Origin of the sequence: Pseudarthrobacter sp. NPDC059871 (assembly GCF_042731175.1) — a bacterium.
In the GTDB taxonomy this organism is placed as follows: domain Bacteria; phylum Actinomycetota; class Actinomycetes; order Actinomycetales; family Micrococcaceae; genus Arthrobacter.
Genome location: NZ_JBHWJV010000007.1, coordinates 18,153 through 43,421, shown reverse-complemented (window position 1 = coordinate 43,421; position 25,269 = coordinate 18,153). Strand labels below are relative to the sequence as shown.

At 65.5% G+C, this 25,269-nt stretch carries 23 protein-coding genes and 1 tRNA gene; 12 read left to right on the top strand and 12 right to left on the bottom strand.

Annotated elements, in window-relative coordinates:
- Positions 1-43 precede the first annotated feature (43 nt).
- On the top strand, positions 44-979 hold the full coding sequence (locus ACFV4R_RS10895; protein WP_377203606.1) for an aldo/keto reductase: 936 nt from the start codon (positions 44-46) through the stop codon (positions 977-979).
- Positions 980-995: 16 nt separating this feature from the next.
- On the opposite strand, the gene ACFV4R_RS10890 is transcribed toward ACFV4R_RS10895, so the two are convergent.
- On the bottom strand, positions 996-1,259 hold the full coding sequence (locus ACFV4R_RS10890; RefSeq protein ID WP_015937103.1) for a hypothetical protein: 264 nt from the start codon (positions 1,257-1,259) through the stop codon (positions 996-998).
- A gap of 39 nt (positions 1,260-1,298) precedes the next feature.
- Between ACFV4R_RS10890 and ACFV4R_RS10885 the strand changes: the two genes are divergently transcribed.
- Complete coding sequence (locus tag ACFV4R_RS10885) at positions 1,299-1,532, top strand: DUF5703 family protein (protein ID WP_377203607.1); 234 nt, start codon at positions 1,299-1,301, stop codon at positions 1,530-1,532.
- An 18-nt stretch (positions 1,533-1,550) separates the two neighbouring features.
- On the opposite strand, the gene ACFV4R_RS10880 is transcribed toward ACFV4R_RS10885, so the two are convergent.
- Positions 1,551-2,711, bottom strand: a complete 1,161-nt coding sequence (locus tag ACFV4R_RS10880) for an acyl-CoA dehydrogenase family protein (protein WP_377203608.1) — start codon at positions 2,709-2,711, stop codon at positions 1,551-1,553.
- An 11-nt stretch (positions 2,712-2,722) separates the two neighbouring features.
- Positions 2,723-4,027, bottom strand: a complete 1,305-nt coding sequence (locus ACFV4R_RS10875; RefSeq protein ID WP_377203609.1) for a M20/M25/M40 family metallo-hydrolase — start codon at positions 4,025-4,027, stop codon at positions 2,723-2,725.
- A 170-nt stretch (positions 4,028-4,197) separates the two neighbouring features.
- On the opposite strand from ACFV4R_RS10875, the gene ACFV4R_RS10870 reads away from it, so the two are divergent.
- Positions 4,198-4,280 (top strand) — tRNA-Leu (locus ACFV4R_RS10870).
- 161 nt (positions 4,281-4,441) lie between these two features.
- Complete coding sequence (gene uvrA, locus ACFV4R_RS10865) at positions 4,442-6,973, top strand: excinuclease ABC subunit UvrA (protein ID WP_377203610.1); 2,532 nt, start codon at positions 4,442-4,444, stop codon at positions 6,971-6,973.
- A 3-nt stretch (positions 6,974-6,976) separates the two neighbouring features.
- On the opposite strand, the gene ACFV4R_RS10860 is transcribed toward uvrA, so the two are convergent.
- The 5 genes from ACFV4R_RS10860 to ACFV4R_RS10840 form a co-directional block, all read right to left on the bottom strand.
- Positions 6,977-7,798, bottom strand: a complete 822-nt coding sequence (locus tag ACFV4R_RS10860; RefSeq protein ID WP_377203611.1) for an alpha/beta fold hydrolase — start codon at positions 7,796-7,798, stop codon at positions 6,977-6,979.
- 107 nt (positions 7,799-7,905) lie between these two features.
- The gene (locus tag ACFV4R_RS10855) at positions 7,906-8,412 is read right to left on the bottom strand and encodes a DUF805 domain-containing protein (protein WP_377203612.1); all 507 of its coding nucleotides are present in this window, start codon (positions 8,410-8,412) and stop codon (positions 7,906-7,908) included.
- Between the two features lie 165 nt (positions 8,413-8,577).
- The gene (locus ACFV4R_RS10850; protein ID WP_377203613.1) at positions 8,578-8,814 is read right to left on the bottom strand and encodes a hypothetical protein; all 237 of its coding nucleotides are present in this window, start codon (positions 8,812-8,814) and stop codon (positions 8,578-8,580) included.
- A gap of 57 nt (positions 8,815-8,871) precedes the next feature.
- A complete protein-coding gene (locus ACFV4R_RS10845) occupies positions 8,872-9,840 on the bottom strand; it encodes a glycosyltransferase family 9 protein (protein ID WP_377203614.1) in 969 nt (322 codons plus the stop codon).
- Entirely contained in the window at positions 9,837-10,982 is a 1,146-nt protein-coding gene (locus tag ACFV4R_RS10840) for a glycosyltransferase family 9 protein (RefSeq protein WP_377203615.1), read from the bottom strand. Before ACFV4R_RS10840 ends, ACFV4R_RS10845 begins: the two co-directional genes overlap by 4 nt.
- 206 nt (positions 10,983-11,188) lie before the next feature.
- Between ACFV4R_RS10840 and ACFV4R_RS10835 the strand changes: the two genes are divergently transcribed.
- The 5 genes from ACFV4R_RS10835 to ACFV4R_RS10815 all read left to right on the top strand — a co-directional run bounded on the left by ACFV4R_RS10835 (position 11,189) and on the right by ACFV4R_RS10815 (position 15,810).
- Complete coding sequence (locus ACFV4R_RS10835) at positions 11,189-11,491, top strand: DUF4193 domain-containing protein (RefSeq protein WP_015937093.1); 303 nt, start codon at positions 11,189-11,191, stop codon at positions 11,489-11,491.
- A 151-nt stretch (positions 11,492-11,642) separates the two neighbouring features.
- The gene (locus tag ACFV4R_RS10830; RefSeq protein ID WP_377203616.1) at positions 11,643-12,383 is read left to right on the top strand and encodes a M50 family metallopeptidase; all 741 of its coding nucleotides are present in this window, start codon (positions 11,643-11,645) and stop codon (positions 12,381-12,383) included.
- A 9-nt stretch (positions 12,384-12,392) separates the two neighbouring features.
- A complete protein-coding gene (locus tag ACFV4R_RS10825; protein WP_377203617.1) occupies positions 12,393-13,478 on the top strand; it encodes a glutathione S-transferase family protein in 1,086 nt (361 codons plus the stop codon).
- A gap of 30 nt (positions 13,479-13,508) precedes the next feature.
- Positions 13,509-14,618 carry a serine hydrolase domain-containing protein gene (locus tag ACFV4R_RS10820; protein ID WP_377203618.1) on the top strand — a complete coding sequence of 370 codons (1,110 nt, stop codon included), beginning with the start codon at positions 13,509-13,511 and terminating at the stop codon, positions 14,616-14,618.
- Between the two features lie 73 nt (positions 14,619-14,691).
- A complete protein-coding gene (locus tag ACFV4R_RS10815) occupies positions 14,692-15,810 on the top strand; it encodes an aromatic acid exporter family protein (protein ID WP_377203619.1) in 1,119 nt (372 codons plus the stop codon).
- Between the two features lie 9 nt (positions 15,811-15,819).
- Here the strand turns inward: ACFV4R_RS10815 and ACFV4R_RS10810 are convergent, their stop codons facing one another.
- The 3 genes from ACFV4R_RS10810 to ACFV4R_RS10800 are packed head-to-tail and all read right to left on the bottom strand — an operon-like array spanning position 15,820 to position 19,538.
- A complete protein-coding gene (locus tag ACFV4R_RS10810) occupies positions 15,820-16,854 on the bottom strand; it encodes a MaoC/PaaZ C-terminal domain-containing protein (protein WP_377203620.1) in 1,035 nt (344 codons plus the stop codon).
- Positions 16,827-18,167, bottom strand: coding sequence for a 3-oxoacyl-ACP reductase (locus tag ACFV4R_RS10805; protein ID WP_377203621.1), 1,341 nt, complete (start codon positions 18,165-18,167; stop codon positions 16,827-16,829). The genes ACFV4R_RS10810 and ACFV4R_RS10805 overlap by 28 nt, the downstream gene beginning before the upstream one ends.
- A gap of 9 nt (positions 18,168-18,176) precedes the next feature.
- Positions 18,177-19,538, bottom strand: coding sequence for an acetyl-CoA C-acetyltransferase (locus tag ACFV4R_RS10800; RefSeq protein ID WP_377203622.1), 1,362 nt, complete (start codon positions 19,536-19,538; stop codon positions 18,177-18,179).
- A gap of 19 nt (positions 19,539-19,557) precedes the next feature.
- On the opposite strand from ACFV4R_RS10800, the gene ACFV4R_RS10795 reads away from it, so the two are divergent.
- Both ACFV4R_RS10795 and ACFV4R_RS10790 read left to right on the top strand, forming a co-directional pair.
- Positions 19,558-20,319, top strand: coding sequence for a TetR/AcrR family transcriptional regulator (locus tag ACFV4R_RS10795; protein WP_377203623.1), 762 nt, complete (start codon positions 19,558-19,560; stop codon positions 20,317-20,319).
- A gap of 1 nt (position 20,320) precedes the next feature.
- On the top strand, positions 20,321-22,435 hold the full coding sequence (locus ACFV4R_RS10790; protein ID WP_377203624.1) for an acyl-CoA dehydrogenase: 2,115 nt from the start codon (positions 20,321-20,323) through the stop codon (positions 22,433-22,435).
- A gap of 105 nt (positions 22,436-22,540) precedes the next feature.
- On the opposite strand, the gene glgA is transcribed toward ACFV4R_RS10790, so the two are convergent.
- The gene (gene glgA / locus ACFV4R_RS10785; RefSeq protein ID WP_377203625.1) at positions 22,541-23,746 is read right to left on the bottom strand and encodes a glycogen synthase; all 1,206 of its coding nucleotides are present in this window, start codon (positions 23,744-23,746) and stop codon (positions 22,541-22,543) included.
- A gap of 102 nt (positions 23,747-23,848) precedes the next feature.
- Between glgA and glgC the strand changes: the two genes are divergently transcribed.
- The gene (glgC, locus tag ACFV4R_RS10780) at positions 23,849-25,255 is read left to right on the top strand and encodes a glucose-1-phosphate adenylyltransferase (protein WP_377203626.1); all 1,407 of its coding nucleotides are present in this window, start codon (positions 23,849-23,851) and stop codon (positions 25,253-25,255) included.
- Positions 25,256-25,269: the final 14 nt, after the last annotated feature.

Below are 25,269 nucleotides of genomic sequence, written 5' to 3'. Positions count from 1 at the left end.
CTACGGCATGGGCATGGGTGCATCTGCCCGTAAGCTTGCTGCTATGCAGCAGCGTTACGTCGGCAACAGTGGATTGCGGGTTTCAGCCTTATCCCTCGGCACCATGACGTGGGGCGGGGAAACCGACGAACAGGACGCCTCGGAGCTGCTGAGGACCTTCCTGAATTCCGGCGGCCGGCACGTGGACACGGCGGCATCGTATGCCGAGGGCCGGTCCGAGGCGATGCTGGGCTCGCTGCTCGGCGACGTCGTCTCCCGCACCGGACTGACCATCTCCACGAAGGCGGGAATGACGACGCCGGATGGCCGGCGCGGCATCGACACGTCCAGGAATGCGATGCTCACCGGCCTTGACGCAAGCCTCGCCCGGTTGGGCACCGACTATGTGGACATCTGGTTCGCCGAGGCCTGGGACGGCAACGTTCCGCTGGAGGAGACCCTCTCCGCCCTGGAGTTTGCTGTCCGTAGCGGCCGCGCCCGGTATGCCGGCATCTCGAACTACACGGGGTGGCAGGCGGCGAAGGCAGCGGTCCTGGCAGGCTTCCCGCTTGTGGCAGCGCAGGCCGAATACTCTTTTCTGCACCGCGGTCCTGAGGCGGAACTCATACCGGCCGTGGAGGACGCAGGCATGGGCCTGATGGCCTGCGCACCGCTTGGCCGGGGCGTGCTCACCGGGAAATATCGGACCAGCATTCCTTCGGGTTCACGCGGCGCGTCCGCAACCGGGGCGGCTTCCGTTGAGCCGTACCTGGCGGAAAAGCCGTCCCGCACCGTGGAAGCCGTGTGCACCGCAGCGAAGGGCCTGGGCCGGACGCCGCAGGACGTGGCGCTGGGCTGGCTGCTGGCACAACACGGCGTCGCCACCGCGGTGGTGGGGCCCAGGACGCCTGTCCAGCTCAAGGAAATCCTCGAAGCCCAGCTGTCTCCGCTGCCGCCCGAGATTGCGCGGGCGCTGGAAGACGTGTCCGCCACGCCATAATTGGCGCGGCCCCCGGCTACTCTTCGACGATCTCCAGATCCTCGTCGTCCACGTCGCTGTCTTCGTCTTCGTCGTCCTCGTCGTCAAAGACCTGAAGCGGAGTCACTTCGTTGTAGGCCTCGTATAGGGCGTCTTCATAAACTTCGAATGCATCTGCCACTGCAAAAAAGGCTGCCTCCACGGAGGGGTCACCGTCTCCGCGGCGGTTCGATGCTGCTATAAGGTGTTCTTCCAAAGCGGTGGTCAGGGACGAAAGCGCGACACGCGGATCGATGCTCATGACTTCACGTTAGCGGGAAAAGGACGAAAATGGAGAGCAATGAAGGAACAATTTCTCACCAGCTCGGTCCAGCGGGAACGGGACTATTTGAGGCAGTACGAGTACCTCGTGCTGACCGTAAGTCCGAACGAGTCCCTGCCTGAGGCGCGCCGCCGCGTGGTGGAACACTCCGAATACGGCAAGTGGGAACTGGAGCGCAGCAAGCTCTACGTGGGTGGCGGCCGGCGTTTCTGGCTGCGCCGCCGGGTCATGCAGGTTCAGCGGACCGTCTGAGGCGCGGCTCAAACTGGCTTAGCCGTCCAGCGGACCCAACCAGGCGTTTGCCACCGTGTTGTGGGCCGATTCGTCGTCGGACGGGTGGAACATGCCGGCCAGCACGTCACGGTAGAGCCGCTCCAGCTCGGACCCGCGGAAGTAGCTGGACCCACCGCTGACCCTGATGGCCAGGTCCACGACCCGCCGGGCGGTTTCAGTAGCGTTAACCTTCAGCCCCACCAGCTTCGGGAACCACTGCGGCCCGTGCTCAGCCAGCGCATCAACATCCGCCGCGACGGATGCCAGCTGCGGATACAGGTTGTCCATCGCCATGGCTGCGTCCGCCACCTTCCAGCGGATGTCCGGGTCCTGCGCGTAACTGCGTCCTCCGTTCTTGAATGACGTGCGGCGTTTAGCGTTTTCCACGCCCAAGGTCAGGGCCCGCTCCCCCAGGCCGGTATAAACGGCCGCCAGCAACGTCTCAAAGCAGGCGAAGATGGCGAAGATGAGCGGGTCAGCGTTGGGCCCTACAGGCAGCTTCCGGAAGATCCGGTCCGCCGGGACTTCCACACCGTCCAGGACGGTAGTGGCGGACTGGCTGGCCCGCATGCCCAGAGTGTCCCAGTCGTCAAGGATGCGGTACCCCTCCGCCTTGCGGGTAATGAAGCCGTGGACCAACTCCCCCGCGCCGTCCCGGGCCGCTGCGTCCTTGCCGAAGATCCCCAGCCGCGTCCAGGCGGGCGAGAGGCTGGTGAAGATCTTGGTGCCGGTGAACGAGTAGCCCCCGCCGGGCAAGGGAGCAGCCACGGTCCGGGAGTCGAACAGCACAGAGTCATTGCCCGCTTCGGAGTTTCCGAACGCGAAGACCTCACCCTGGGCTGCCTCTTTCAGGACGAAATCCAGTGAGTCGTCCCCGCGGGCCTTCAGGACGTGCGCGACGCCGGTCCACACGAGGTGCATATTGATGGCCAAGGCGGTGGCCGGCGCTGCCGTTGCCAGCCTGCGCTGGCACTGCGCCGCCGCCGCGAGTCCAAGGCCCAGGCCGCCGTCGTCCGCCGGCACGAAGACCTTGAGGTACCCGGCGTCCGCGAGGTCCCGAAGGTCTTCGTGGAAGAAACCGTTGCTCCTGTCATAGTCCCCGGCACGCCCGCGGATCTTCTCCAGGAGCGGTTCCGGCAGCACGTCCTCGGGGGTCATGGGATTTCCTGTCAGTAATTGGTGAGCAAGGTGTTCAGGACGCGGGCACCAAACTTCAGCGAGTCGGCAGGGACGCGTTCGTCGACGCCGTGGAACATTCCGGTGAAGTCGAGGTCGTCCGGAAGCATCAGGGGCGCAAAGCCGTAGCCGGTGATGCCGAGCCTGCTGAGGGACTTGTTGTCGGTGCCGCCGGAAAGTGTGTAGGGCAGAACCTTCGCTCCCGGATCCTCCGAGTGGAGTGCATCGATCATGGAGTCCACAAGGTTGCCCGCGAACGGGACTTCCAGGGACACGTCGTTGTGGACGTAGCTGACGTCAACGCCGTTCCCCGCAAGTTCGCGGACGATCTCCAGGACCTGCTGTTCCTGGCCCGGCAGGGTCCGGCAGTCAATGAGCGCCTCGGCGGACTCCGGGATGACGTTGTGCTTGTAGCCGCCCTTGAGGAGCGTGGGGTTGGTGGTGTTCTGGAGGGTCGCCCCTACGAAGCGGGCCACAGTGCCCAACTGGTCCAGGAGCCGGTCCGGATTGTCGGCGTCGAACTCGACGCCGGTGAGTTCGGTGACGCCGTCAAGGAACTGGCGCGTGGTGGGCGTCAGCTCGATGGGCCACTTGTATTCGCCGATCCGGGTTACGGCCGCGGCCAGGCGGGTCACCGCGTTGTCCGTGTTGATCTGCGAACCGTGCCCGGCCCTGCCGTGGGCAACGAGCCGGAGCCAGGAGATTCCCTTTTCGGCAGTCTGCAGGAGGTAGGTCCGCTGGCCACCGATGGTTGCCGAGAACCCGCCCACTTCGGAGATGGCCTCCGTGGCGCCTTCGAACAGTTCAGGACGGTTCTCCACGGCGTACCGTGCGCCCAGTGCGCCGCCGGCCTCCTCGTCCGCAAAAAAGGCGAAGATGATGTCCCGCTTGGGCTTGGTGCCTGTGCGGGCAAAACTGCGCAGGACGGAAAGGATCATGGCGTCCATGTCCTTCATATCGACGGCGCCGCGGCCCCAGATCAACCCGTCCTTCAGTTCGGCGCCGAACGGGTCCACGGACCACTGGTCGCGCAGGGCGGGCACCACGTCGAGGTGGCCGTGGACCACGAGGGCGCTGGCTGACGGGTCTTCGCCGGCCATCCGCGTGACCACGTTGGCCCTGCCCGGCTCGGATTCGAAGAGTTCGGCATTGAGCCCGACTTCTTCTATGAGCCCTGCGACGTACTCAGCCGCCGCCCGTTCGCCGGGGCCTGAGCCGTCCCCGTAGTTGGACGTGTCAATGCGGATGAGTTCCTGGCAGATCCGGACAACTTCATCCTCGGGCAGGACGTCAGGCATAAGGGCTCCTCGCTGGGTTAATCGGCTGGTTTGCTCACGCGAAAGCGTTGCCCTCAGCCTACCCAGTTGGCCCGATTCGTTGTTCCCGGAAAGTCATGTTAGAGTTTTTCTCGCTGCTTCGGAGAGGCGCGAAACGTTGAAAGACGGACACGCTTCCCGGATTACCACCTGCGCGGGTGGCGGAATGGCAGACGCGCTAGCTTGAGGTGCTAGTCCTCGAAAGGGGGTGGGGGTTCAAGTCCCCCTCCGCGCACAAGGGAAAGCCCCGGAAAATCAATGATTTTCCGGGGCTTTTTTCGTGCCCCGAATGTTTGGCGCAACCTGGTTGCGCTGCCGTTTCGGCCATGATTTCGGTCACTTCGCTTCCCGCTGACAAATCGTCCTGCAGGCGGCGTCGCCACTAGAGTCAAAACAATGCCGAACGCACAGCACACTGACGATTCCCAGTTGACCACTTCCGCGCACCAGTCGGACGGCTTTGTCCGGGTCCGAGGTGCCCGCGAAAACAACCTCCGCAACGTCAGCGTGGACGTTCCGCGGGACGCCATCGTGGCGTTCACCGGCGTCTCGGGTTCCGGCAAGTCGTCTTTGGCCTTCGGCACGATTTACGCCGAGGCCCAGCGCCGCTACTTCGAATCCGTGGCCCCCTACGCCAGGCGACTTATCCAGCAGGGCCACAATCCGAAGGTGGAGCTGATCAGCGGGCTGCCGCCCGCCGTCGCCCTTCAACAGCGCCGCGGCACAGCGAGCAGCCGCTCCACGGTAGGAACTGTTACTACCCTTTCCAACTCAGTGCGCATGCTCTTTTCCCGGGCCGGCACCTACCCTGAGGGCAGCAGCCAGCTCGATTCGGACTCCTTCTCCCCCAACACGGCCGCAGGTGCCTGCAGGGAATGCCATGGCCTCGGAGTTGCCCACACGGTTTCTGAACAGTCGCTGGTCCCGGATCCGTCCCTCACCATCCGGGACGGGGCCATTGCCGCCTGGCCCGGCGCGTGGCAGGGAAAGAACCTGCGGGACATCCTGACCCACCTTGGTTACGACGTCGACGTCCCGTGGCGCAAACTGCCCAGGAAGCACCGCGATTGGATTCTCTTTACAGAAGAACAGCCGGTGGTGGAGGTAACGCCGCAACGTGACCGGGTGGCCAAGCCCTACAAAGGCCGGTTCTGGAGCGCACGGAGTTACGTGCTTCATACTCTGGCCGACTCGCAAAGCGCATCCATGCGGGACCGGGTCCTGGCATTCATGGAGTCAGGTCCCTGCCGGCGCTGTTCGGGCACCGGGCTGATTCCCGAGGCACTGGCCGTCACCTTCGCGGGCAGGACCATTGCGGAGTTCAACGCTCTCCCGCTGGCAGACCTGGCGGACATCGTCCGTCCGACCAGTGAACTGGCCCAGGCCGGCACAGCGTCGCGCACCCAACGTTCCGGTGAGTCCAACGAAGTGGCTGTCACCATCACACGGGACCTGCTCCAGCGGATCACCGTCCTCCTGGACCTTGGGCTGGGATACCTGGCGCTGGGCCGGGGAACCCCTACCCTCTCGCCGGGCGAGATGCAGAGGCTGCGGATCGCCACCCAGTTGCGCTCCGGACTGTTCGGAGTGATCTATGTCCTCGATGAGCCGTCAGCAGGACTCCATCCCGCAGACGCGGAGCCGTTGCTGGACGTTTTGGAGCAACTGAAGTCCTCCGGCAACTCCGTCTTCGTAGTGGAGCACAACATGGACGTTGTCCGCAGGGCAGACTGGCTGGTGGACGTTGGCCCCCGCGCCGGAGAAGGTGGCGGTGAAGTGCTGTACAGCGGCCCGGTGGAAGGACTGGCCGGCGTTGAAGCATCCGTGACCCGCCCGTTCCTCTTCGATGCGCCACAGCCATCCGCCCCGTCTTCTCCGTCCCGGAGTGATGGACCGCGCGAACCGGCCGGGTGGGTGGAGCTGGAAGATGTCAGGCAGCACAACCTGCAAGGGTTGGACGCCCATTTTCCCCTCGGAGTCCTGACAGCCGTGACCGGCGTATCAGGCTCCGGCAAATCCACCCTCGTTGGCCGCGTTCTCGGCGACGTGGTAGCTTCCTTACTCAGCTCGGACAGGACGCCCGGGGAACAGGACGGGCCGGCGGAGCCGCTTCACATAGGTGCGGTCAAAGGGAGCAGCACCATCGACCGGCTGGTTACAGTGGACCAGAAACCGATCGGCCGGACGCCCCGTTCCAACCTGGCAACCTACACGGGCCTCTTTGACGCCGTCCGCAAAGTGTTCGCCGGTACTGAAGCCGCCAAAGCCAAGGGGTTCGGCGCCGGAAGGTTTTCGTTCAACGTCGCGGGAGGCCGTTGTGAGACGTGCCAGGGCGAGGGGTTTGTGGCCGTAGAGCTCCTGTTCCTTCCGGGGAGCTACGGACCCTGCCCCGAATGCGAAGGGTCCCGCTACAATCCCGCCACGCTGGAGGTGGAGTACCTCGGCAGGAATGTGGCTGACGTCCTGGGCATGACAGTGGACCTCGCTTCGGAGTTCCTGGCAGGGATCCCCGCTGCGGCCCGCAGCCTCAAATGCCTGCAGGATGTGGGGCTGGGCTACCTTCGCTTGGGACAACCGGCCACGGAACTTTCCGGCGGCGAAGCCCAGCGCATCAAACTGGCCACCGAGCTGCAGCGCGCCCAGCGAGGGCACACCCTGTACCTGCTGGACGAACCCACCACGGGCCTCCACCCGGCGGACGTCCAGCTCCTGATGGCCCAGTTGCACGGCCTCGTGGACGCGGGGAACACAGTGGTGGTGGTCGAACATGAGATGTCGGTTGTGGCCGCCGCGGATTGGGTCATTGATCTGGGGCCCTCCGGAGGGGACCAGGGCGGGCGGATCATGGCATCCGGCTCGCCGGAAGACGTGGCGCAGGCAGCAGGTAGCCGCACCGCGCCGTATCTGGCGGCAGCCCTCGGCCGTTGATGTCTAGGGGCCGGGTGGGACCGGCTTTTGGCTGACTGAGCGGCCCAGCCACTCGGTAACCAAAGCTTCGAGGAGGTCCGGCTGCTCATGCGGGAGCGCGTGTCCTGCCTGGTCAAGCACGGCGAAAGTGGCCCGTGGGTAGAGCTGAAGGAGGTCCCATCCGCCGGTGTAGCCCACCGTGGCGTCCTGCCGGCCCGCAAGGATGAGAGCAGGACCTGAAAACGGCTGGCTGGCAGCGGTGCCGCGGAACTCCCACTGCCGCGCGATCCGCTCCATCGCCGCCTCGTCCGCCAGGCCCAGGGAGGGAGCCACCGCCGCCAGGTAACGGTCCAGCGTTGCCGGCGTCTGGACCACAAAGTACTCCGCGAACGATGCGGCCCCCTTGGGGCCCAACACCTTTTCCGGATCCACTGAAGCAACGAGGACGTCATGCTCCGGAACGTCCCTGGCGCTCCCTCCCAGCGGACAGACAAGGGCGAGCCCGGCCACCTGCCGCACCCTTTTGCCCGCCATGGCCCGGGCAAAGTAGGCGCCTGCCGAATGGCCGATGAGCCGGATCTGTGCCGGGCCGATGACTGCGTCGACGAAACCAAGCAGAAGGTCGAGTACGTCATCGGCGCCCGCAAGCATTGCAGGCGCCGGCGTGCGGCCCATGCCCGGCAGGTCCGGGTAAATCCTCCGGTAGCCAGGCAGCCGGCCGAATATCGGCTCAAAGACGGCGGCCATCTCCCGGTGGTCCACGCCGGCGCCGTGCAGTACCAGGACCGGGACGCCGTCACCGAATGCCTCGTAATGCACCGGAATACCGCTTACCTCACACTCCACAGCGCCAGCCTAGGCCGCCGCGTGGCGCTGCGGAACCCAGCGGTTTCCTGCATGCAAAAGGGAGCCTGATCGAAACGATCAGGCTCCCTTGGGTCACGGCTGTGAGGCTAGTGGCCCGCGGGCTGGTCGAACCGCTGTCCGGCCGGGTTGGACGGCAGGATTGATATGACGAAGAGCGCCAGTGCACCCAGGAACGGCACCAGGATGATCAATACCAGCCAGCCGCTGATGTTGACGTCGTGGAGCCGTCGGACCAGCAGAGCCAGGGACGGCACGATGGTCGCAAGGAACCACAGAAGTGCAAGGATTCCGCCAACCACTAAGCCCGGCCCTGGCACGGCAGTTCCATTTGCAGCCACGGTAGCCCCAGCCGACCCGCCTGCACCGGCAATGATGTTCAAAACAATGCCAACGACTGACGCCACCAGCGTCCACCACCAGTACTCGCTCCTGCTGGCCCGGCCCGAGAATGTGGCGTACTTCTTGAAGAACCGTTTAACGGCAATGGGCAGCGTGGCACCGTAGTACGGAGCCCACAGCGGCGGCTCTCCGCCGGGCTGGTAGGACGTAGCCTGCTGCTGCTGCTGTTGGTTAGGGTATTGCGGATAACTCATTGATTCCCCCCGGAATGGTAGACAGAGTGATGCGTGACCATCGTAGGGGTAAAAGGAGCCAAAAGTCCGTTCGATGGATAAACTTCATCCGGATTTCTACGAAGTGTTTCCTTCAGGACTCCACATGGACGGCGATGACGTTGATGCCGCAGCCAGGAGGACGCGTCAGTGCGGACGCAGTTTCCTGGTCCGGGGATGCCTCCTGCGGCCCTCCGGGTGGGAGCCCGCCGTGACGGGACGGTACTCCACTCGCCGCCTGTGTTCTCCAGCCCGGGTGTCACGCCGCTCCTGGCGGCGGGCTTTGCGTTCCGGCCGGTCGATGGCGGAGAGAATTACCAGCGTCCCGGCCATCCAAGCGAACGCTGTCAGCAATACCAAGGCAATCCCAATTTCAGTGCCCATGACTCCATTTTAGGATCGACGGCACCGCCCGGCGCTTCCCGTATCCACAAATTTTGCTCAAGCCGGCAGCAGACCGAGGCCGCCTACCGCCGCCAGGACATCGTCAACTTCCACGGCCAGCAGGGCCGGGTCCGGGACATCGGAAAAGGTGTCGCCGCGGCGGAGCTTTGCCTTGGTGAGCACAACGTGCGGGCCCGGCGGAGGACCCCAGATTTCCGGCGGCGCGGGGCCGAAGAGCACCACGGAGGGCGTGCCATAGGCCGATGCCAGATGCGCGGCACCGGTGTCGGCGGAGATGACGAGCCTGGCTCCGGCAATGACGGCGGCGAACCCGGCCAAACCCAGGCTGCCGGCGAGAACGGATCCCGCCGGGAGACCAGCCAGCCCGCTGACAGCATGGGCGCGGTCTCTTTCTCCCTCGCCGCCGGTGAAGACCACGTGGTGGCCGGCCTGGGATAGTTCCGCGGCAACGGCGGCAAACCTTTCGGCAGGCCAGAGCCGGCTGCCGTACGCGGCACCAACATGCACAACCGTTGCTCCCGGCGCTGGGTTGGCAACCTGCGGATGTTCAAGCCGAAGATCCGTTGGATCAGTTTCGATCCCGTGCCAGGACAGCAGGTGTGCCCAGCGTTCGCGCTCATGCAGTTCTCCCCGCCATGGCGGGCCGTCAAGGTTGCCACTGCCGTAGGCAATGGTCCGCCGGGCCCTTAGCGCCGCGATCCGGCCGGCGCTTTCCGGACCGTTTCCGTGGAGGTTCACTGCCACGTCCACCACTCCGGGCCGTACGGCCAGCGGTTCGTCGAGCCCATGCGTGGGCAGCAGCTCATACCCGCCCACGAGGCCCAGCGCCTCGGACAGCCACCCTTGGGCTGCGTAGCGAAGCCTGTGATCCGGGAAAGCCCGACGGATGGCCTTCAACGCCGGAACGGCCACCAGCAGGTCGCCGAGCTTCAGCGCCCGGAGAACCAGCAATTCCGGCCTGTCGCCCGTACCGCTGCCCGCCCCGGGCACCGCTCCCCCGTTCATGCGTGTGACTTTAGTACGGCAGTGGCCACCAGGTTCCGGACATCCTCGTAGACTCCCCTGACCTCCACGCCGGCGACGATTGAATCGTCGTGCGCACACCGCGGGGCAGTCCAACCCACCTGCGTGATGTCAATGCCGCACGTGGGACACCCCGTGAGCCATGACAGGTGCACACGGTGCATTGCCCTTCCCAGGGCACCGGCGTTGATGACGTTGCCCACCCAGAAAACGCCCACAGTTGGCACACCCAGCGCCTGGGCGAGATGGCGCGGGCCGCTGTCGTTCCCCACCACCACCGAGGCGCCGCCCAGCAGGCCCACCAGTTCGGCCATGGTGAGCTTGCCCGCCAGGGACTCCACGGATGTTGAGGCGGAAGTCGCAGCGACCTGTTCGCCCAGCTCCTGTTCGCTGTCGTCGCCGATGATCAGCACGCGGCAGCCGTCCGCGGCGCATTCGCCGGCAAGCTGGGCAAAGCGCTCAACGGGCCAACGACGACGGGGGTCGGTTGCGCCCGGATGGATCACCACGAGGGGCTGCGCGCCGTCGTCGTTGGTTGCGTGGCGTGTGCCCTTCGCCCCTGCCGCGGGGACAAGCCTCGCTTCAAGGTCCACGGGTACGGCGCCGGCGAACCCTGCCACCTCGAGGGCGCGCAGGGGCTCATGCTGGTAGTACGTATAGGGAACGGTCCGCTCCAGGCCCGCGGCATCCGCCGTCCGGGTACCCACCGTGTGGCGTGCGCCGAGGCGTAGCAGGAAGGGGTTTGAATACCGTCCACCGCCATGAAGCTGTACTGCGAGATCAAACGGTCGTGCCCGCTGCCGGTCGAAAAATCCCTCCAGCTCTGAGTGATCTTCAACACCGGGCCGAACGCCTTCGGCAAACGGCAATAGGCGGAAATCGTCCACCGGGCTTTCGACAGCAGCCAAAAGCGCCTGATGAACCGGCGTGCCGAGAAGCGTCAGTGCTGCCTCCGGATAGGCCGCCTTTAGTGCCGCCATCGCGGGAACAGCGAAGATCAGGTCACCCAGCCCGCCGCCGCGAAGGACGGCAATCCGCGAGATGCCGTCGAATTTCTCCAGTACGGGCCCAACGCCCGTTGCTACCTGGGCGGCACCGCCCAAGCCTGCAGTGAGTAGTTCCACGTGCGTCCTTTCGGATCTTTTGGACGCACAACTGCTGGTGCGCCCACCGCTTCCGGCGCGGAAACCACCCAGTGGTGATTCGCCGGCCGCGTCATGGAACCTGTACCCAGGCGGCGGCGAATATACTCCCTCTCTTGGGGAATACCCCCTTGATGCTGTACGTTTCATACGCGACAGGCCAACCAAAGAAAAGAGAAGCACCTAAATTGGCAACCGATTATGATGAACTGCGCTCCGACGTCAAGGAGTCGCAGGACAACTCGCTCGAGCAGCTCCAGTCAGCGAATGCTCCCGATGCGCGAAGTGTCGTCCTTGAGCTGGATGAGGCTGACGGGCTCGACAGCGCGGGCGTACCGGGCGGCGAATTCGTTGCCGAAGAGCTCGTGGTGCAGGTCATTCCGCAGGCTGACGACGAATTTACCTGCTACTCCTGCTTCCTGGTCCGTCACCGGTCCCAGATAGCCCGCCAGAAGGATGGTCACAGCTACTGCACCGAGTGCGAAGGCTAGGCACCAGGAACCCTTCGGATCCTTCCGGATCCGGCCGTAACGGAAGGCACGCCACCCGGCGTGCCTTCCGGCTTTAAAGGGGACGTCCAGCGGGGCCCGGTAGCGTTGGAGCCATGGACGGCACCTTAACCATTAGACGTGGCACGCCCGGATGAACGGGACCCCTGACCTGTGGCAGGTCCTGCTGGCATCCTTCACCCGCACGGCACCGCCCCTCGTCACCCTGACCGAACTTGTGCTGACGCTAGTGGCTGCGACTGCGCTGTCAGTACCTCGGCGCTCCTGGAAGTACTTTGGTCTCCTAACCACGGCCACGCATGAGCTCGGACACGCTTTTGCCGCCGTCACAAGCGGACAGCGGCTCTCCGGCATCCATTTGCGCCTCGATCATTCCGGCACCACCACCACTTACAGCCGCAGCAGGCTGGCCACTGTGTGGTCATGCTTCTGGGGGTACCCTGTTCCGGCGGTGGCCGGAGCGGTGTTTGTGGTGTGCGGATTCAGCGGTTGGGGGCCGGCTGCCATCGCCGCCGGAGGCCTTGCCCTTGCGGCCACGCTGGTGTTCCTGCGCAACCTTGCCGGATTCCTCATCACGCTGGCAGCGATTGGCGGTGCACTGGCCATGATCCTGGTTGTGCCCAGGGATTTGACTGGGCACGTCGCCGTGATCCTCGGACTGGCCCTGCTGGTTGGGGCAGTGCGGGACCTCATCAAACTGACCCACGTACACGTCCGCAGGCGGAGCCAGCTTGCCACCTCCGACGCCTACCTGCTGTACCGGGCCACCCATGTTCCCTCCGGCGTATGGATTGTCCTTTTCTCGGCTATCGTCGCCGGCTCGTGGATCGTCGCGTTGCGGCCTGTCGCCGCAGTCCTGTCTGCTGGCGCATAGGCTGGGCAGATGAGCCATGACACGGAGAGCACCCTGACGGCCGGCGGAACCGGGGAGCACAGCACCCGGGGCGCCTACGTCACCGGCGGCCAGGAGTTTACGCGGGACACCAATTACATCGAGGACCGCGTCACCCGGGATGGCAGGCCCGGGGACCACGGCGAGCCAGGCTGGCGCGCGGAAGCGGGACGTTACCGGCTGGTTGCAGCACGGGCCTGCCCCTGGGCCAACCGGACAGTCATCGTGCGCAGGCTGCTGGGCCTCGAGGAAGCAATCTCCCTTGGGCAGCCTGGACCAACGCATGATTCCCGGTCCTGGACTTTCGACCTTGATCCCGGCGGAAAGGATCCGGTCCTGGGCATGGAGCGGTTGCAGGACGCCTACTTCAAGCGTTTTCCCGGGTACCCGCGGGGCATCACCGTTCCCGCCTTGGTGGACGTGCCCACCGGCGCTGTGGTGACCAACAACTTTCCCCAAATCACGCTGGATTTCTCTACGGAGTGGACTGAATTCCACCGGCCGGGCGCCCCGGACCTTTATCCGGAACCGTTCCGCGATGAGATCGATACCGTGAACAAGCGGGTGTTCACGGAAGTGAACAACGGCGTGTACCGGTGCGGCTTTGCAGGATCCCAAGACGCGTACCAGGCCGCCTATGACCGGCTCTGGACAGCCATGGACTGGCTGGAGGACCGGCTCACCGCCCAGCGTTACCTGGTTGGTGACACCATCACCGAAGCGGATGTCCGCCTTTTCACGACGCTGGCACGCTTTGACGCGGTCTACCACGGCCACTTCAAGTGCAACCGGCAAAAGCTCAGCGAAATGCCGGCCCTGTGGGCTTATGCCCGAGACCTTTTCCAGACTCCCGGTTTCGGCGACACTACAGACTTCGTGCAGATCAAGCAGCACTATTACATCGTTCACGAGGACATCAATCCCACCGGCATCGTCCCGGCCGGGCCGGACCTGTCCGGGTGGCTCGAAGCGCACGGCCGGGAAGCACTCGGCGGGCGGCCCTTCGGCGACGGAACGCCACCAGGGCCAGTACGGAACGGCGAGGAAGTGGCGCCGGGGCACGGAGCGGCTCGCTAGGCGGAAAGCGGTTTCCCCTACAATGTGGGGATGCAGATTTCCCTCGGCGCGGTAGCTGCCGGCTTCGAAGACGTCCTGGACCTGTTTGAGTCCTTCCTGGCAGAAGACCCGAACTACAGCGCACAGCTCTCGGCGTACCACGGCGGTGTGCGGGTGGTGGGGTTGACCGGGGGCCCGGACCTGGCCGCGGACACCGTCACCGGGGCCTACTCATGTTCAAAAGGCGTTGCCGCCATGGTGATCGGGCTCCTGGTGCAGGAGAACGTCCTTGACCTCGACCGGCCCGTGGCCTTCTATTGGCCGGAGTTTGGGGTGCACGGCAAGGACCGGTTACTGGTCCGCGAGGCCCTGTCGCACCAGGCCGGGCTGCCAGGCATCGAAGGTGGCTTCGGCTTGGCCGAGTTCACAACACCCGGGGCTGCGGCCAGGCTGGCCTCAGCCCGGCCAGTGTGGCAACCGGGACGGCAGTTCGGCTACCACGCACTCACCATAGGCATCCTGATGGAGGAGCTTTGCCGGCGTACGTCAGGAGAGTCACTACAGGACCTCTACGACCGCCGGATACGAATCCCGCATGGGGTGGACTTCTTCCTGGGCCTGCCGGAGGAAGACGACCACCGCTACAAAGACGTCCTGTACACCACTAATGCGGACCAGCCGTGGCTCGATCCGCTGAGCTTGGACGGGCTCAACTCAAATTCGCCGGTCAGCACCATCATGGAGCTTCCAAACATCAGGACCATCCGCGCAGCTGGAATGTCAGCTGCCGGAGGCGTGGGCTCAGCGGACGGCCTTGCCCGACTGTATGCTGCGGCCACCACAGGCGTGGACGGCTCAGAGCCGTTCCTCGGCGAGGAGACGGTCAGCCGGATGTCCGCCGAACAGGTCTGGGGGCTGGACCGTTCGTCAGGCCTGGACAATGCTTTCGCCGTGGTCTTCATGAAGCCACATCCATCCCGCAACTTTGGCAGCCACCGGGCCTTCGGTCACGAAGGCGCCAATGCCGCGCTTGGCTTTGCCGACCCCGCATACTCCCTCGGGTTCGGTTACATTCCACGGCGGGCTGAGGACGGCCGTACGCCCGGCAGAGCCCACCGGCTGGCGGCCGCAGTACGGCGCTCGGCGGCTCGGCTGGCGTAGTGCGCCAAGGTAGTCCGGCCCGCTGACCTGCGCCTTTTGGGGTTGGGGGCAAAACCGCCCTAAGGTTGGGCGGATGATCACGCCGCAAGCCAGAACGCAAGTCATATGGGACCGGGGAACCGACGTCCTGAAGCGGGCGGTCTCCGGACTCACGGCCGCCTTCGCCGCCCAGCGGCTCCAGCTGGCCGCCAAAGCCGCCATCGCGGCCGGCCTTGCCTTCCTGATCGCACCGCTCATGCCCGGGGCGGCCGCAGACTACCCGTATTACGCTCCCCTGGGAGCCTTGGTGGCGATGTACCACAACATCGCAGGCTCGGTCCGCCAGGGGCTGCAGGCACTGGCGGGCCTCGCGCTCGGTATCGGCCTGGCATTTGTCCTGGTGGCGTACACCGACCCCTCGCCGCTTACCGTGGCGATCTTCATGGGCATCGGCGTCCTCCTGGGCGGCTTGCCCGGCATCGGTTCCGGCAGCGATTGGATTCCCACGGCGGCGCTCCTGGTGTTGCTGGTGGGCAACAGCCACCCCGACGATTTTTCTTTCGGTTACCTGGTGCAGATGGGGGTAGGAGTAGCGGTGGGCATCGGCGTGAACTTCGTGATTTTTCCACCCCTGCACTTCAACGCAGCCGCTGCCAGCCTCGATGAACTGCGGCGTGCGCTCGGTACCCAGCTGACGGACATGGGAAAGGCACTCCGGGAAGAGTGGCCGCCCGCCCACGCCGAATGGTCCCGCCGGTCTGATGAACTGGCGGCTGCCACACGGTCCGTGCGCCACCTCGTCAGGGAAGCCGATGCCAGCCGCCGGGGCAATCCCAGGCGGCGGTTCCATCCCCGCGATGTGGACGAGGACTACCGGCACCTGCGCGAGCTGGAGCGGGTAACGTTCCATATCCAGGACATGACCGATGTCCTGAGCGACGTCATCTGGGAGAGCGACGCTCCCTATGACGTGCCGGTGGAAGACAACGAGTCCCTGTCGGCGGCAATGATGGCGTCCGGAGACCTGCTGACGTCCTACGGGGACGATGACCAACAGGGGCACCAGGACCGTTTCGATGCCGCCAAGGCTGCGGTGGACGCCTGCATGGCTGCCACTGCTACCCGGGAAGCCGAGCAGGGAACTGTACCCGCTTCGGAATCAATCCTGCTCAGCCTGCACCGCATTCTTCGAGCTGTCCGTCCGGCCGACTAGCAGGCGTTCCTAGACCCGTTCTTCCTGCACCAGCCCTGAAACGCCGGTTTCGGCGGGAACAGTAGATTCCTTGCCAGACCCTTCGTCACCCTTATTGGGGGCCGTGCCTTCAAGCGCCGCGACTGAACCGGTGAAGTGGCGCCGCCCTGACCTCGGGTTCCAGGCAACGAAATCCGAACGGTGCCAGCCGCCTGTGCCGTCCTGTTCAGTGGCAATGTCCAGGGCAACCCGTGCCGGCAGGAACACCGGCGCCTCGAACCCCACCTCCCAGATGAAGGAATCACCGCGGGCAGGGCCGACGTCGGCGAGCGCCCTGGAAGCCAGGTACATGCCGTGTGCTATCGACCGGCGCATGCCCAACGCCTTCGCAGACAGCACGCTGAGGTGGATGGGGTTGAAGTCGCCGGAAACGGCGGCGTAGGCCCGGCCCGCGTCCACACCCAACTGCCAGAGTGCAGTCGGATCGGGCGCACGGAAATCGGGCTTGCCGTGATGGGCCGAAGGTTTGTCGATCCCCGGCAGGAAGATCCCCTTCGCCAGGTACGTGGAGACTCCCAGCCAGCAAACGGCATGACTGCCGGACTTGCGGACTTCTGCCACAACATCCACCTGCGTGCCGGACCGGTGCCCCCGCAGGTTCTCTACCCGCGCCCTGATGTCGAGGGCCTCGGTGAAGAGCAGCGGTACGCGTTGTTCCACCCGGTTGCCCAGGTGGATCATGCCCAGCAATGGAAGCGGGAAATCGTCCCGGTTCATCACGCTCATGGCCAGCGGAAACGCCAAGGCGTGGACGAAACCCGCGGGCAGCACATCGCTGGCAGTCTCGCCCAACAGGTGCTGGTAGGCGGTGAGGTTTTCGACGTCCACCGCGACACCGCGCACCTCGTGGCTTTCGTCGGGCAGGTGGAAGGAATCGCCTGTGCCGAGGAGCCGCCGCCGGGCAGCCTGCGCGGCGGCGTTGATGTAGAGCTTGGACAGCGACGGCATCTCCCCCAGGATGAGGGGCTGCGCCGCCACTACGCGCCCACCAGGTTCTGTCCGCATACCCGGAGTACTTCACCGCTGATACCTCCGGCGGAGTCGCTGGCAAGGAAAGCGATGGTTTCAGCCACGTCCGCGGGCTGGCCGCCCTGCTTGAGCGAGTTCAGGCGCCTCGCCGTTTCCCGAAGGGCCAGGGGGATCCGTGCAGTCATCTCAGTTTCGATGAAGCCCGGCGCCACTGCGTTGATGGTGCCGCCGGCTTCTGCCAGCAGTGGCGCTGTTGCCCTGACCATGCCCATGACTCCTCCCTTGGAGGCCGCATAGTTGGTCTGCCCCCTGTTGCCGGCAATCCCGCTGGTCGACGCAACAGTCACGATACGCGGTGACTGGCTGAAGTGCTCCGAGGCGAGGAGGGACTCGTTGATCCGAAGCTGGGCAGCGATGTTGATGTTGATCACCGAGTCCCAGCGGGCCGGATCCATATTGGCGAGAAGCTTGTCGCGCGTGATGCCGGCGTTGTGGATGACAATATCAAGCCGGCCGTGGCGTTGGACGGCGTGGTCGATGATCCTTTGTCCGGCGTCCGCGCGGGTGATGTCCAACTGCAGGGCTGTTCCCTTGACTTCGTTGGCCACGGCCGCCAGGTGTTCCCCGGCTGCGGGGAGATCCACCACCACCAGTGTGGCGCCGTCCCGGTGCAGGGTACGGGCAATCTGCGCGCCGATCCCCCGGGCTGCGCCCGTGACGACGGCGATCCTTCCTGCCAGCGGTGTGTCAGGGTTGTGCGGCAGCGTGCCTCCGGCGTCGGAAATCTTCAGGAACTGCCCGTCCACGAAAGCTGAACGTCCGGAAAGGAAGAAACGCACCGCGCCGAGGGCGCTGGGGCTCGTGATGTCCACACCCTCCGCCAGGAGGATGCCGTTTCCGGTTGCGCCGGCACGCAGTTCCTTTGCCAGGGACCGCAGGAGTCCGTCGATTCCCTGACGGGCCGCTGCAGCTGCAGGCGAACCGGCTTCAGCGGCGGGCCGGGACACCGTGAGGACCCTGCCGCTTGGCGCGAGGTCCCGAAGGGAGGCAGCCGCACCCAGGACGGTCCTGCCGAGGTCCTCCGGCCGCTCCACCTCGTCCAGCACCAGGATGATGGCCCCGAGCTTTTCTCCCGGAACTGCGTGGCGGCGGATGTCCAGGTCCCAGGACAACAGCTCAGCACCCAGTTTGTCGGCGGCCGCGGAATCGCCCTGGATGACGACCGGTCCCGATATCAGTGGCTGGCCCGGGTGGTACCGGCGCAGCAGTGCCGGCTGGGGCAGTCCAAGCCTCTTGGCGACGTTCTTGCCGAGCCCTTGGTTGACCAGTTGGGTGTATTTGTCTGCCATGCCTGCCCCCTACACCGATTCCAGGATTGCGACGACACCCTGGCCGCCGGCAGCGCATACCGACACCAGTCCGCGGGCCGGCCGCCCGTCCGTGCTGCCCTTGGCGTGCAGCAACTTGGCCAGCGACGCCACGATACGTCCGCCGGTGGCGGCAAACGGGTGTCCTGCGGCCAGCGACGAGCCGTTGACGTTCAAACGTGACCGGTCCACCTTGCCGAGGGCACCGTCCAGGCCCAACCGGGTGCGGCCGAAGTCTTCGTCCTCCCACGCAGCAAGCGTGCTCAGTACGGTGGCCGCGAAAGCCTCGTGGATCTCGAAGTAGTCGATGTCCGCCAAGGTCAGGTTATGCCGTGCCAGCAGCCTGGGAACCGCGAAGACCGGGGCCATCAGGAGCCCGTCCTTGCCATGGACGAAGTCCACCGCCGCGGCCTCTGCGTCCACCACGGCAGCCAGCTTCGGCAGGTCACGGGCGTCTGCCCATTCGTCCGAGGCCAGCAGGACTGTTGAAGCACCGTCTGTCAGCGGCGTCGAGTTTCCGGCGGTCATGGTGGCGTCGGCGCCAAGGTTCCTTCCGAAGACCGGCTTCAGTGACGCGAGCTTTTCCGCCGAAGTATCGGCGCGCATGTTGCCGTCACGGGACAGTCCCCGGTAGGGGGTGATGAGGTCGTCAAAGAAGCCGGCCTCGTAAGCGGCGGCAAGGTTGCGGTGGCTGTTGAGGGCAAGCTCATCCTGGGCTTCCCGGGAAACCTTCCATTGGGCAGTCGTAAGGGCCTGGTGCTCCCCCATGGACAGGCCGGTGCGCGGCTCTGCAGTACCCGGAGCCAGCGGAGCCAGGTCCTTGGGGCGCAGGCGGCTGAGGATCTGCAGCCGCTGCGGCAGCGTCTTCGCCCGGTTGAGGTCGAGGATGACCTCCCTGAGGCCTTCACTGACCACCACGGGCGCATCCGAGGCGGAGTCGACCCCTCCGGCGATGGCGGAGTCAATCTGGCCGAGCTTGATCTTGTTGGACAGGCCCACCACGGTTTCCAGGCCCGTGGCGCAGGCCTGCTGGAGGTCGTAGGCCGGCGTTTCGGCTGACAACGCCGAGCCGAGGACAGCTTCGCGGGTCAGGTTGAAGTCACGGGAATGCTTGAGCACCGCGCCGGCTGCCACCTCGCCCAGGCGTTCGTCCTGGAGGCCGAAGCGGGCAATGAGTCCGTCCAGGGCTGCCGTCAGCATGTCCTGGTTGGAGGACTTTGCGTAGGCACCTCCGGCTCGGGCGAACGGAATCCTGTTGCCGCCCACAACGACCGCCCGGCGGAGTGCGGTGGCCCCCGCGGTTGGGCGGGCTGACTCTTCGGGGCCGGTGGCTGACTGTCCGTCAATGGACATGGGTGTCTCCTCTGGTCGCATGCGGTTACCGATACCCAGCGTACCTGATACGCTGGGTATCGTGAACATCCCCGGAGCAGTAACTGAAGCACGCGCCGACGGGCACTCCGCTGCCGCCAGTCCGGACGGCAGGTCGTCCCGTTGGGAGTCCCACCGTGAAGAGCGCCGGCGGCAGCTGATCAAGCAGGCCCGGCGGGCGGTACATGCACTTGGCAGTGACGCTTCCATGGAGGACATCGCCGCAGCTGCCGGTACATCCAAGTCCGTGTTCTACCGCTACTTCGGCGACAAGGCGGGGTTGCAGCAGGCGGTGGGCGAGGTGGTCCTGGACCAGATGCAGCGGCGTATCCGCGAGGCCGCACAGAGCGCTGTGACGCCGCGGGAAGGGTTGTTCGCGATGGTCTCCGCCTACCTGCAGATGGCGTCCACCAGCCCGAACGTCTACACCTTCGTGACACGCCACGCTGAGGCGGCCGGCGCGGCGGCCGTCTCCGGCGCCTTGGGGCACTTCTTCGACGCAGTGGCCGAGATGATCGCCACCCCCATGCGCTCCCACTTGGGTGACGGGAAGGAAGCGGTGATCGGATTCTGGCCCAAGGCCGCCATCGGCCTCGTACGAAACGCCGGCGAACAGTGGCTGAGCACCCCTGATTCCGCCGCCAAACCCGGCCAGGACGCCATGGCCCGCCAGATCACCGACTGGCTCTGCGTCGGCATCGCACCCGAACTGTCTACGCCCAGAACCACCAAGCAACCTGTCAGCACCAACGAAGGACATTGACATGACTGAAGTAGTGGACCGACCCGCCGCCAAGGGCTCCCGGCCGGCCGGCACCGCCCGGGTCCCAGCCCACACTGACCGCCTCCTGCCTGCCGTCGACACCGAAGCGCTGGGCAGGCAACTCCTGGGCAAGTGGGCGGATGTCCGCCGCGAGGCGCGGGAGCTCGCCGCCCGCCCCGAGCTGCACAAGGTCGAGGGCGAAACCCACACGGACCACCGTGCCAGGGTGTTCGGGCAGCTGCAGTACCTCGTTGACAACGGGGCGGTCCACCGCGCCTTCCCCTCCGGGCTTGGCGGCTCCGACGACCACGGCGGCAACATCGCCGGCTTCGAGGAGCTGGTGGTTGCGGACCCGTCGCTGCAGATCAAGGCCGGGGTCCAATGGGGACTGTTCGGCTCAGCCGTCATGCACCTTGGCACAGCAGAGCACCATGCCAAGTGGCTGCCGGGCATCATGAACCTGGCCATCCCCGGCTGCTTCGCCATGACCGAAACCGGACACGGCTCCGACGTTGCCAGCATCGCCACCACTGCCACGTACCACCCTGCCACCGCGGAGTTCGTCATCCACACGCCCTTCCGCGCTGCCTGGAAGGACTACATCGGAAACGCCGCAACGGACGGACTTGGCGCCGTGGTGTTCGCCCAGCTGGTGACGCAGGGCGTCAACCACGGGGTCCACGCCTTCTATGTCGATCTCCGCGACCCGGACACCAAGGAATTCTTGCCGGGCATCGGCGGTGAGGACGACGGAATCAAGGGCGGCCTGAACGGGATCGACAACGGACGGCTGCATTTCACAAATGTCAGGGTCCCGCGCACCAACCTGCTCAACCGCTATGGCGACGTAGCTGCCGACGGCACCTACAGCTCCCCCATCGCCAGCCCCGGCCGGCGTTTCTTCACCATGCTGGGGACCCTGGTCCAGGGCAGGGTGTCCTTGGACGGTGCAGCCGTGGCGGCATCCAAGGTGGCACTTAAAGCCGCCATCCAATACGCCACCGAACGCAGGCAGTTCAACGCTTCGTCCCACACGGACGAGGAAGTGCTGCTGGACTACCAGCGGCACCAGCGCCGCCTGTTCACCCGGCTCGCCACCACCTACGCCGCCGGGTTTGCGCACGAACAGCTGCTGCAGAAGTTCGACGACGTCTTCTCCGGCGCCGCGGAAACCGACGCGGACCGCCAGGACCTCGAAACCCTTGCGGCGGCCCTCAAGCCCCTCAGCACCTGGCATGCCCTGGACACCCTGCAGGAATGCCGTGAGGCCTGCGGTGGCGCCGGGTTCCTGATTGAAAACCGGTTCGCCTCGCTCCGGGCGGATCTGGACGTCTACGCCACGTTCGAAGGCGACAACACGGTGCTGCTGCAGCTCGTTGCCAAGCGGCTGCTGGCCGACTACGCCAAGGAGTTCCGCAACGTGGACTTCGGTGTGCTGGCACGCTATGTGGTGGGGCAGGCCACCGGCGCGGCAATCCACCGCACCGGCCTGCGCCAGGTGGCACAGTTCATCACCGACACCGGCTCCGTGCAGAAGGCCGCGATCGCCCTGCGGGACGAGGAAGGACAGCGGGCGCTCCTCACCGACCGGGTGCAGACCATGGTCGCTGAGGCCGCCACTGCGCTCAAGGGCAGTAACCGGCTCCCGCAGGACAAGGGCGCGGCCCTCTTCAACCGCCACCAGAACGAACTGATCGACGCTGCGCAGGCCCACGCCGAACTGCTGCAGTGGGAGGCCTTCACCGAGGCGCTCGCCGACGTCACCGACCCCGGCACCAAGAAGGTCCTGACCTGGCTGCGCGACCTCTTCGGGCTGTCCCTGATCGAGAAGAACCTCTCCTGGTACCTCATGAACGGCAGGCTCTCCATGCAGCGGGCGCGGACCGTGGGCGGCTACATCAACAGGCTGCTGGAGAAGATCAGGCCGCATGCGCTGGACCTGGTGGACGCTTTCGGGTACGGCGACGAACACGTCCGCGCCACCATCGCCACCGGAGCCGAAAGGGAACGCCAGGACGAGGCCCGCGCATACTTCCGCAGCCAACGTGCCAGCGGACAGACCCCCGTGGACGAAAAGGTGCTGCTGGCCCGCAAGGCCGGCGGCCGCAAGGCCTAAAGCACGCCGGCGGCCCACCACCGCCCGAGGGCAAAGGCCTGGTACGACGACGGCGCCGCTTCCCTTTCGTGGGGAGCGGCGCCGTCGTCGTACTGCTGGGGGACGTCAGCTGCCGGCGGGCAGAACCGAACGGTACACCTCAAGGGTGGTCTCCGTAATGGACTCCCACGAGAAGTGCTTCTCGGCACGCTCGCGGCCCGCCTGGCCCATGGCCCTCGCGCGGTCCGGATCGGACACGACTTCCGTGAGGGCGGCCGCGAATTCACTGACGAACTTTTCGGGGTCCAGCGGCGTGCCGGTACCGTCGGTGACCTGCTCAAGGTCCACCAGCAGCCCGGTCCGGCCGTGCTCCACCACCTCGGGAATGCCACCCGTGGCGCTGGCCACCACTGCGGCACCGCAGGCCATGGCCTCGAGGTTGACGATGCCGAGCGGCTCGTAAATGGAGGGGCAGGCGAAGGCCGTGGCGTGGCTCAGGACCTGGATCAGCTCGTGGCGGGGCAGCATCCGCTCGATTAGCACCACGCCGGTCCGCTGCTTCTGAAGGTCCTCGATCAGAGTGGCGGTCTCGGCGGCCAGTTCCGGGGTGTCCGCCGCGCCCAGGCACAGCACGAGCTGGACGTCATCAGGAAGCTTCGCGGCCGCCCGTAGGAGGTACGGAACCCCCTTCTGCCGCGTGTTTCTTCCCACAAAGACGACGCTTGGCCTGGCGGGATCAATGCCCAGCGCGCGGATGGCGTCGTCGTTTTCGTCACGCTTCCACATTTCGACGTCGATGCCGTTGTGCACCACCCGGACCTTCTCCGGATCCACATCGGGGTAGCTGCGCAGGATGTCCTGCCGCATTCCCTCGGACACAGCGATGATGGCGGCGGCAGCCTCATACGCGGTCTTCTCGACCCAGGAGGACAGGGCGTAGCCGCCACCCAGCTGCTCCGCCTTCCACGGCCGCAGCGGCTCCAGGCTGTGGGCACTCAAAACATGCGGAATTCCGTGCAGCAGCGAGGCCAGGTGGCCGGCCATGTTGGCGTACCAGGTATGCGAGTGGACAAGGTCGGCGCCGGCGATGTCGGGGACGATCCTCAGGTCCACACCCAACGTCTGCACTGCAGCGTTGGCGGAGCCGAGGTCCTCCGGCACCGCGTAGGAAGTCACCGCTGCCCCGTGATAGTCGGCGTCGCGGGGAGCACCGAAGGCACGAACCTGCAGGTCAACGTGCTTACTAAGCACCCTGCTCAGTTCGGCGACGTGCACCCCGGCGCCACCATAAATTTCCGGCGGGAACTCTTTAGTCACAATATCTATTCGCACAAGACCCAAGGTAGTCCTTCACGCATAACTGTTCTAGTGTGAAGGAGTCCGGGCGTACCGGACTGTCTTGGGGAGTTACGAAGGCGTACAGGAGCGACCACTATGCCGTTGAATAAAAAAGTCCTGGCCATTGTCCTCGCAGGTGGCGAGGGAAACAGACTGATGCCACTGACGGCAGACCGGGCGAAGCCCGCGGTGCCTTTCGCCGGCAGCTACCGCCTTATCGATTTTGCGATTTCCAACCTGGTAAATTCGCGCTACCTGCAAATTGTGGTGCTCACCCAATACAAATCCCATAGCCTTGACCGGCATATTTCGGAAGCCTGGCGCATGTCCACCCAGCTGGGGAACTACGTCGCCTCCGTCCCGGCACAGCAGCGCGTAGGCAAGAGCTGGTTCCTGGGCAGCGCCAACGCCATCTACCAGTCCCTGAACCTGATCCATGACGCTAACCCCGACATCGTCGTCGTGGTGGGTGCAGACCACGTCTACCGCATGGACTTCGCCCAGATGGTGGAGCAGCACGTCCACAGCGGCGCCAAGGCAACGGTTGCCGCCGTCCGCCAGCCGCTGAACATGGCCGACCAGTTCGGCGTCATCGAGGTGGACCAGAACGATCCGCAGAAGATCGCGGCATTCGTGGAGAAGCCGGCCACCACACCCGGCCTCGCCGCAGATCCGTCCCAGTTCCTCGCCTCCATGGGCAACTACGTGTTCGACGCCGACGCCCTGGTTGCGGCCCTGCACGTGGACGCCGAACGGCTCGACACCAAGCACGATATGGGTGGCGACATCATCCCCTACTTCGTCAACCAGGGCGAGGCAGGCGTCTACGACTTCACGCTCAACGAAATCCCCGGATCCACCGAACGCGACCGCACCTACTGGCGCGACGTAGGCACCATCGACTCCTTCTACGACGCCCACATGGACCTCATCTCGCCGCTGCCGGTGTTCAACCTCTACAACTCCGAGTGGCCCATCTACACGCGGCAAAGCATCTCCCCGCCCGCCAAGTTCGTCCGCGGCCTCAACAACACCGTGGGCACCGCCCTGGATTCAATCGTCTCCAGCGGCGTGGTGATCTCCGGCGGCGTGGTGGAAGGGTCTGTCCTCTCCAACGACGTGTACGTGGCAACCAGCAGCCGGGTCATCGACTCCGTGCTGATGGACAAGGTGCAGGTCGGCGAGGGCGCCGTGATCAACCGGGCCATCATTGACAAGAACGTCAAGGTGCCGGCCGGCGCCGCCATCGGTTTGGACCCGGACCTAGACCGGGCGCGCGGCTTCAAGGTCACCGAATCGGGCATCACCGTCCTGTCCAAGTACCAGGAAGTCCCCGAGCCCGGCGAACATGAACGCCAGCTGGCGGCCAAGAACCTGCACCTGGTCCCCAACGCCGTGAAGGCCGCCGCGGACCAGTACCCGGAGGTGCGCGAATCTGTGGACAAGGTGGCCCGGACCCACGCCGCCGCAGCCGAAGCTTCCCCCGGGGCACGCGTCTCCTGACACGCCACTGACAC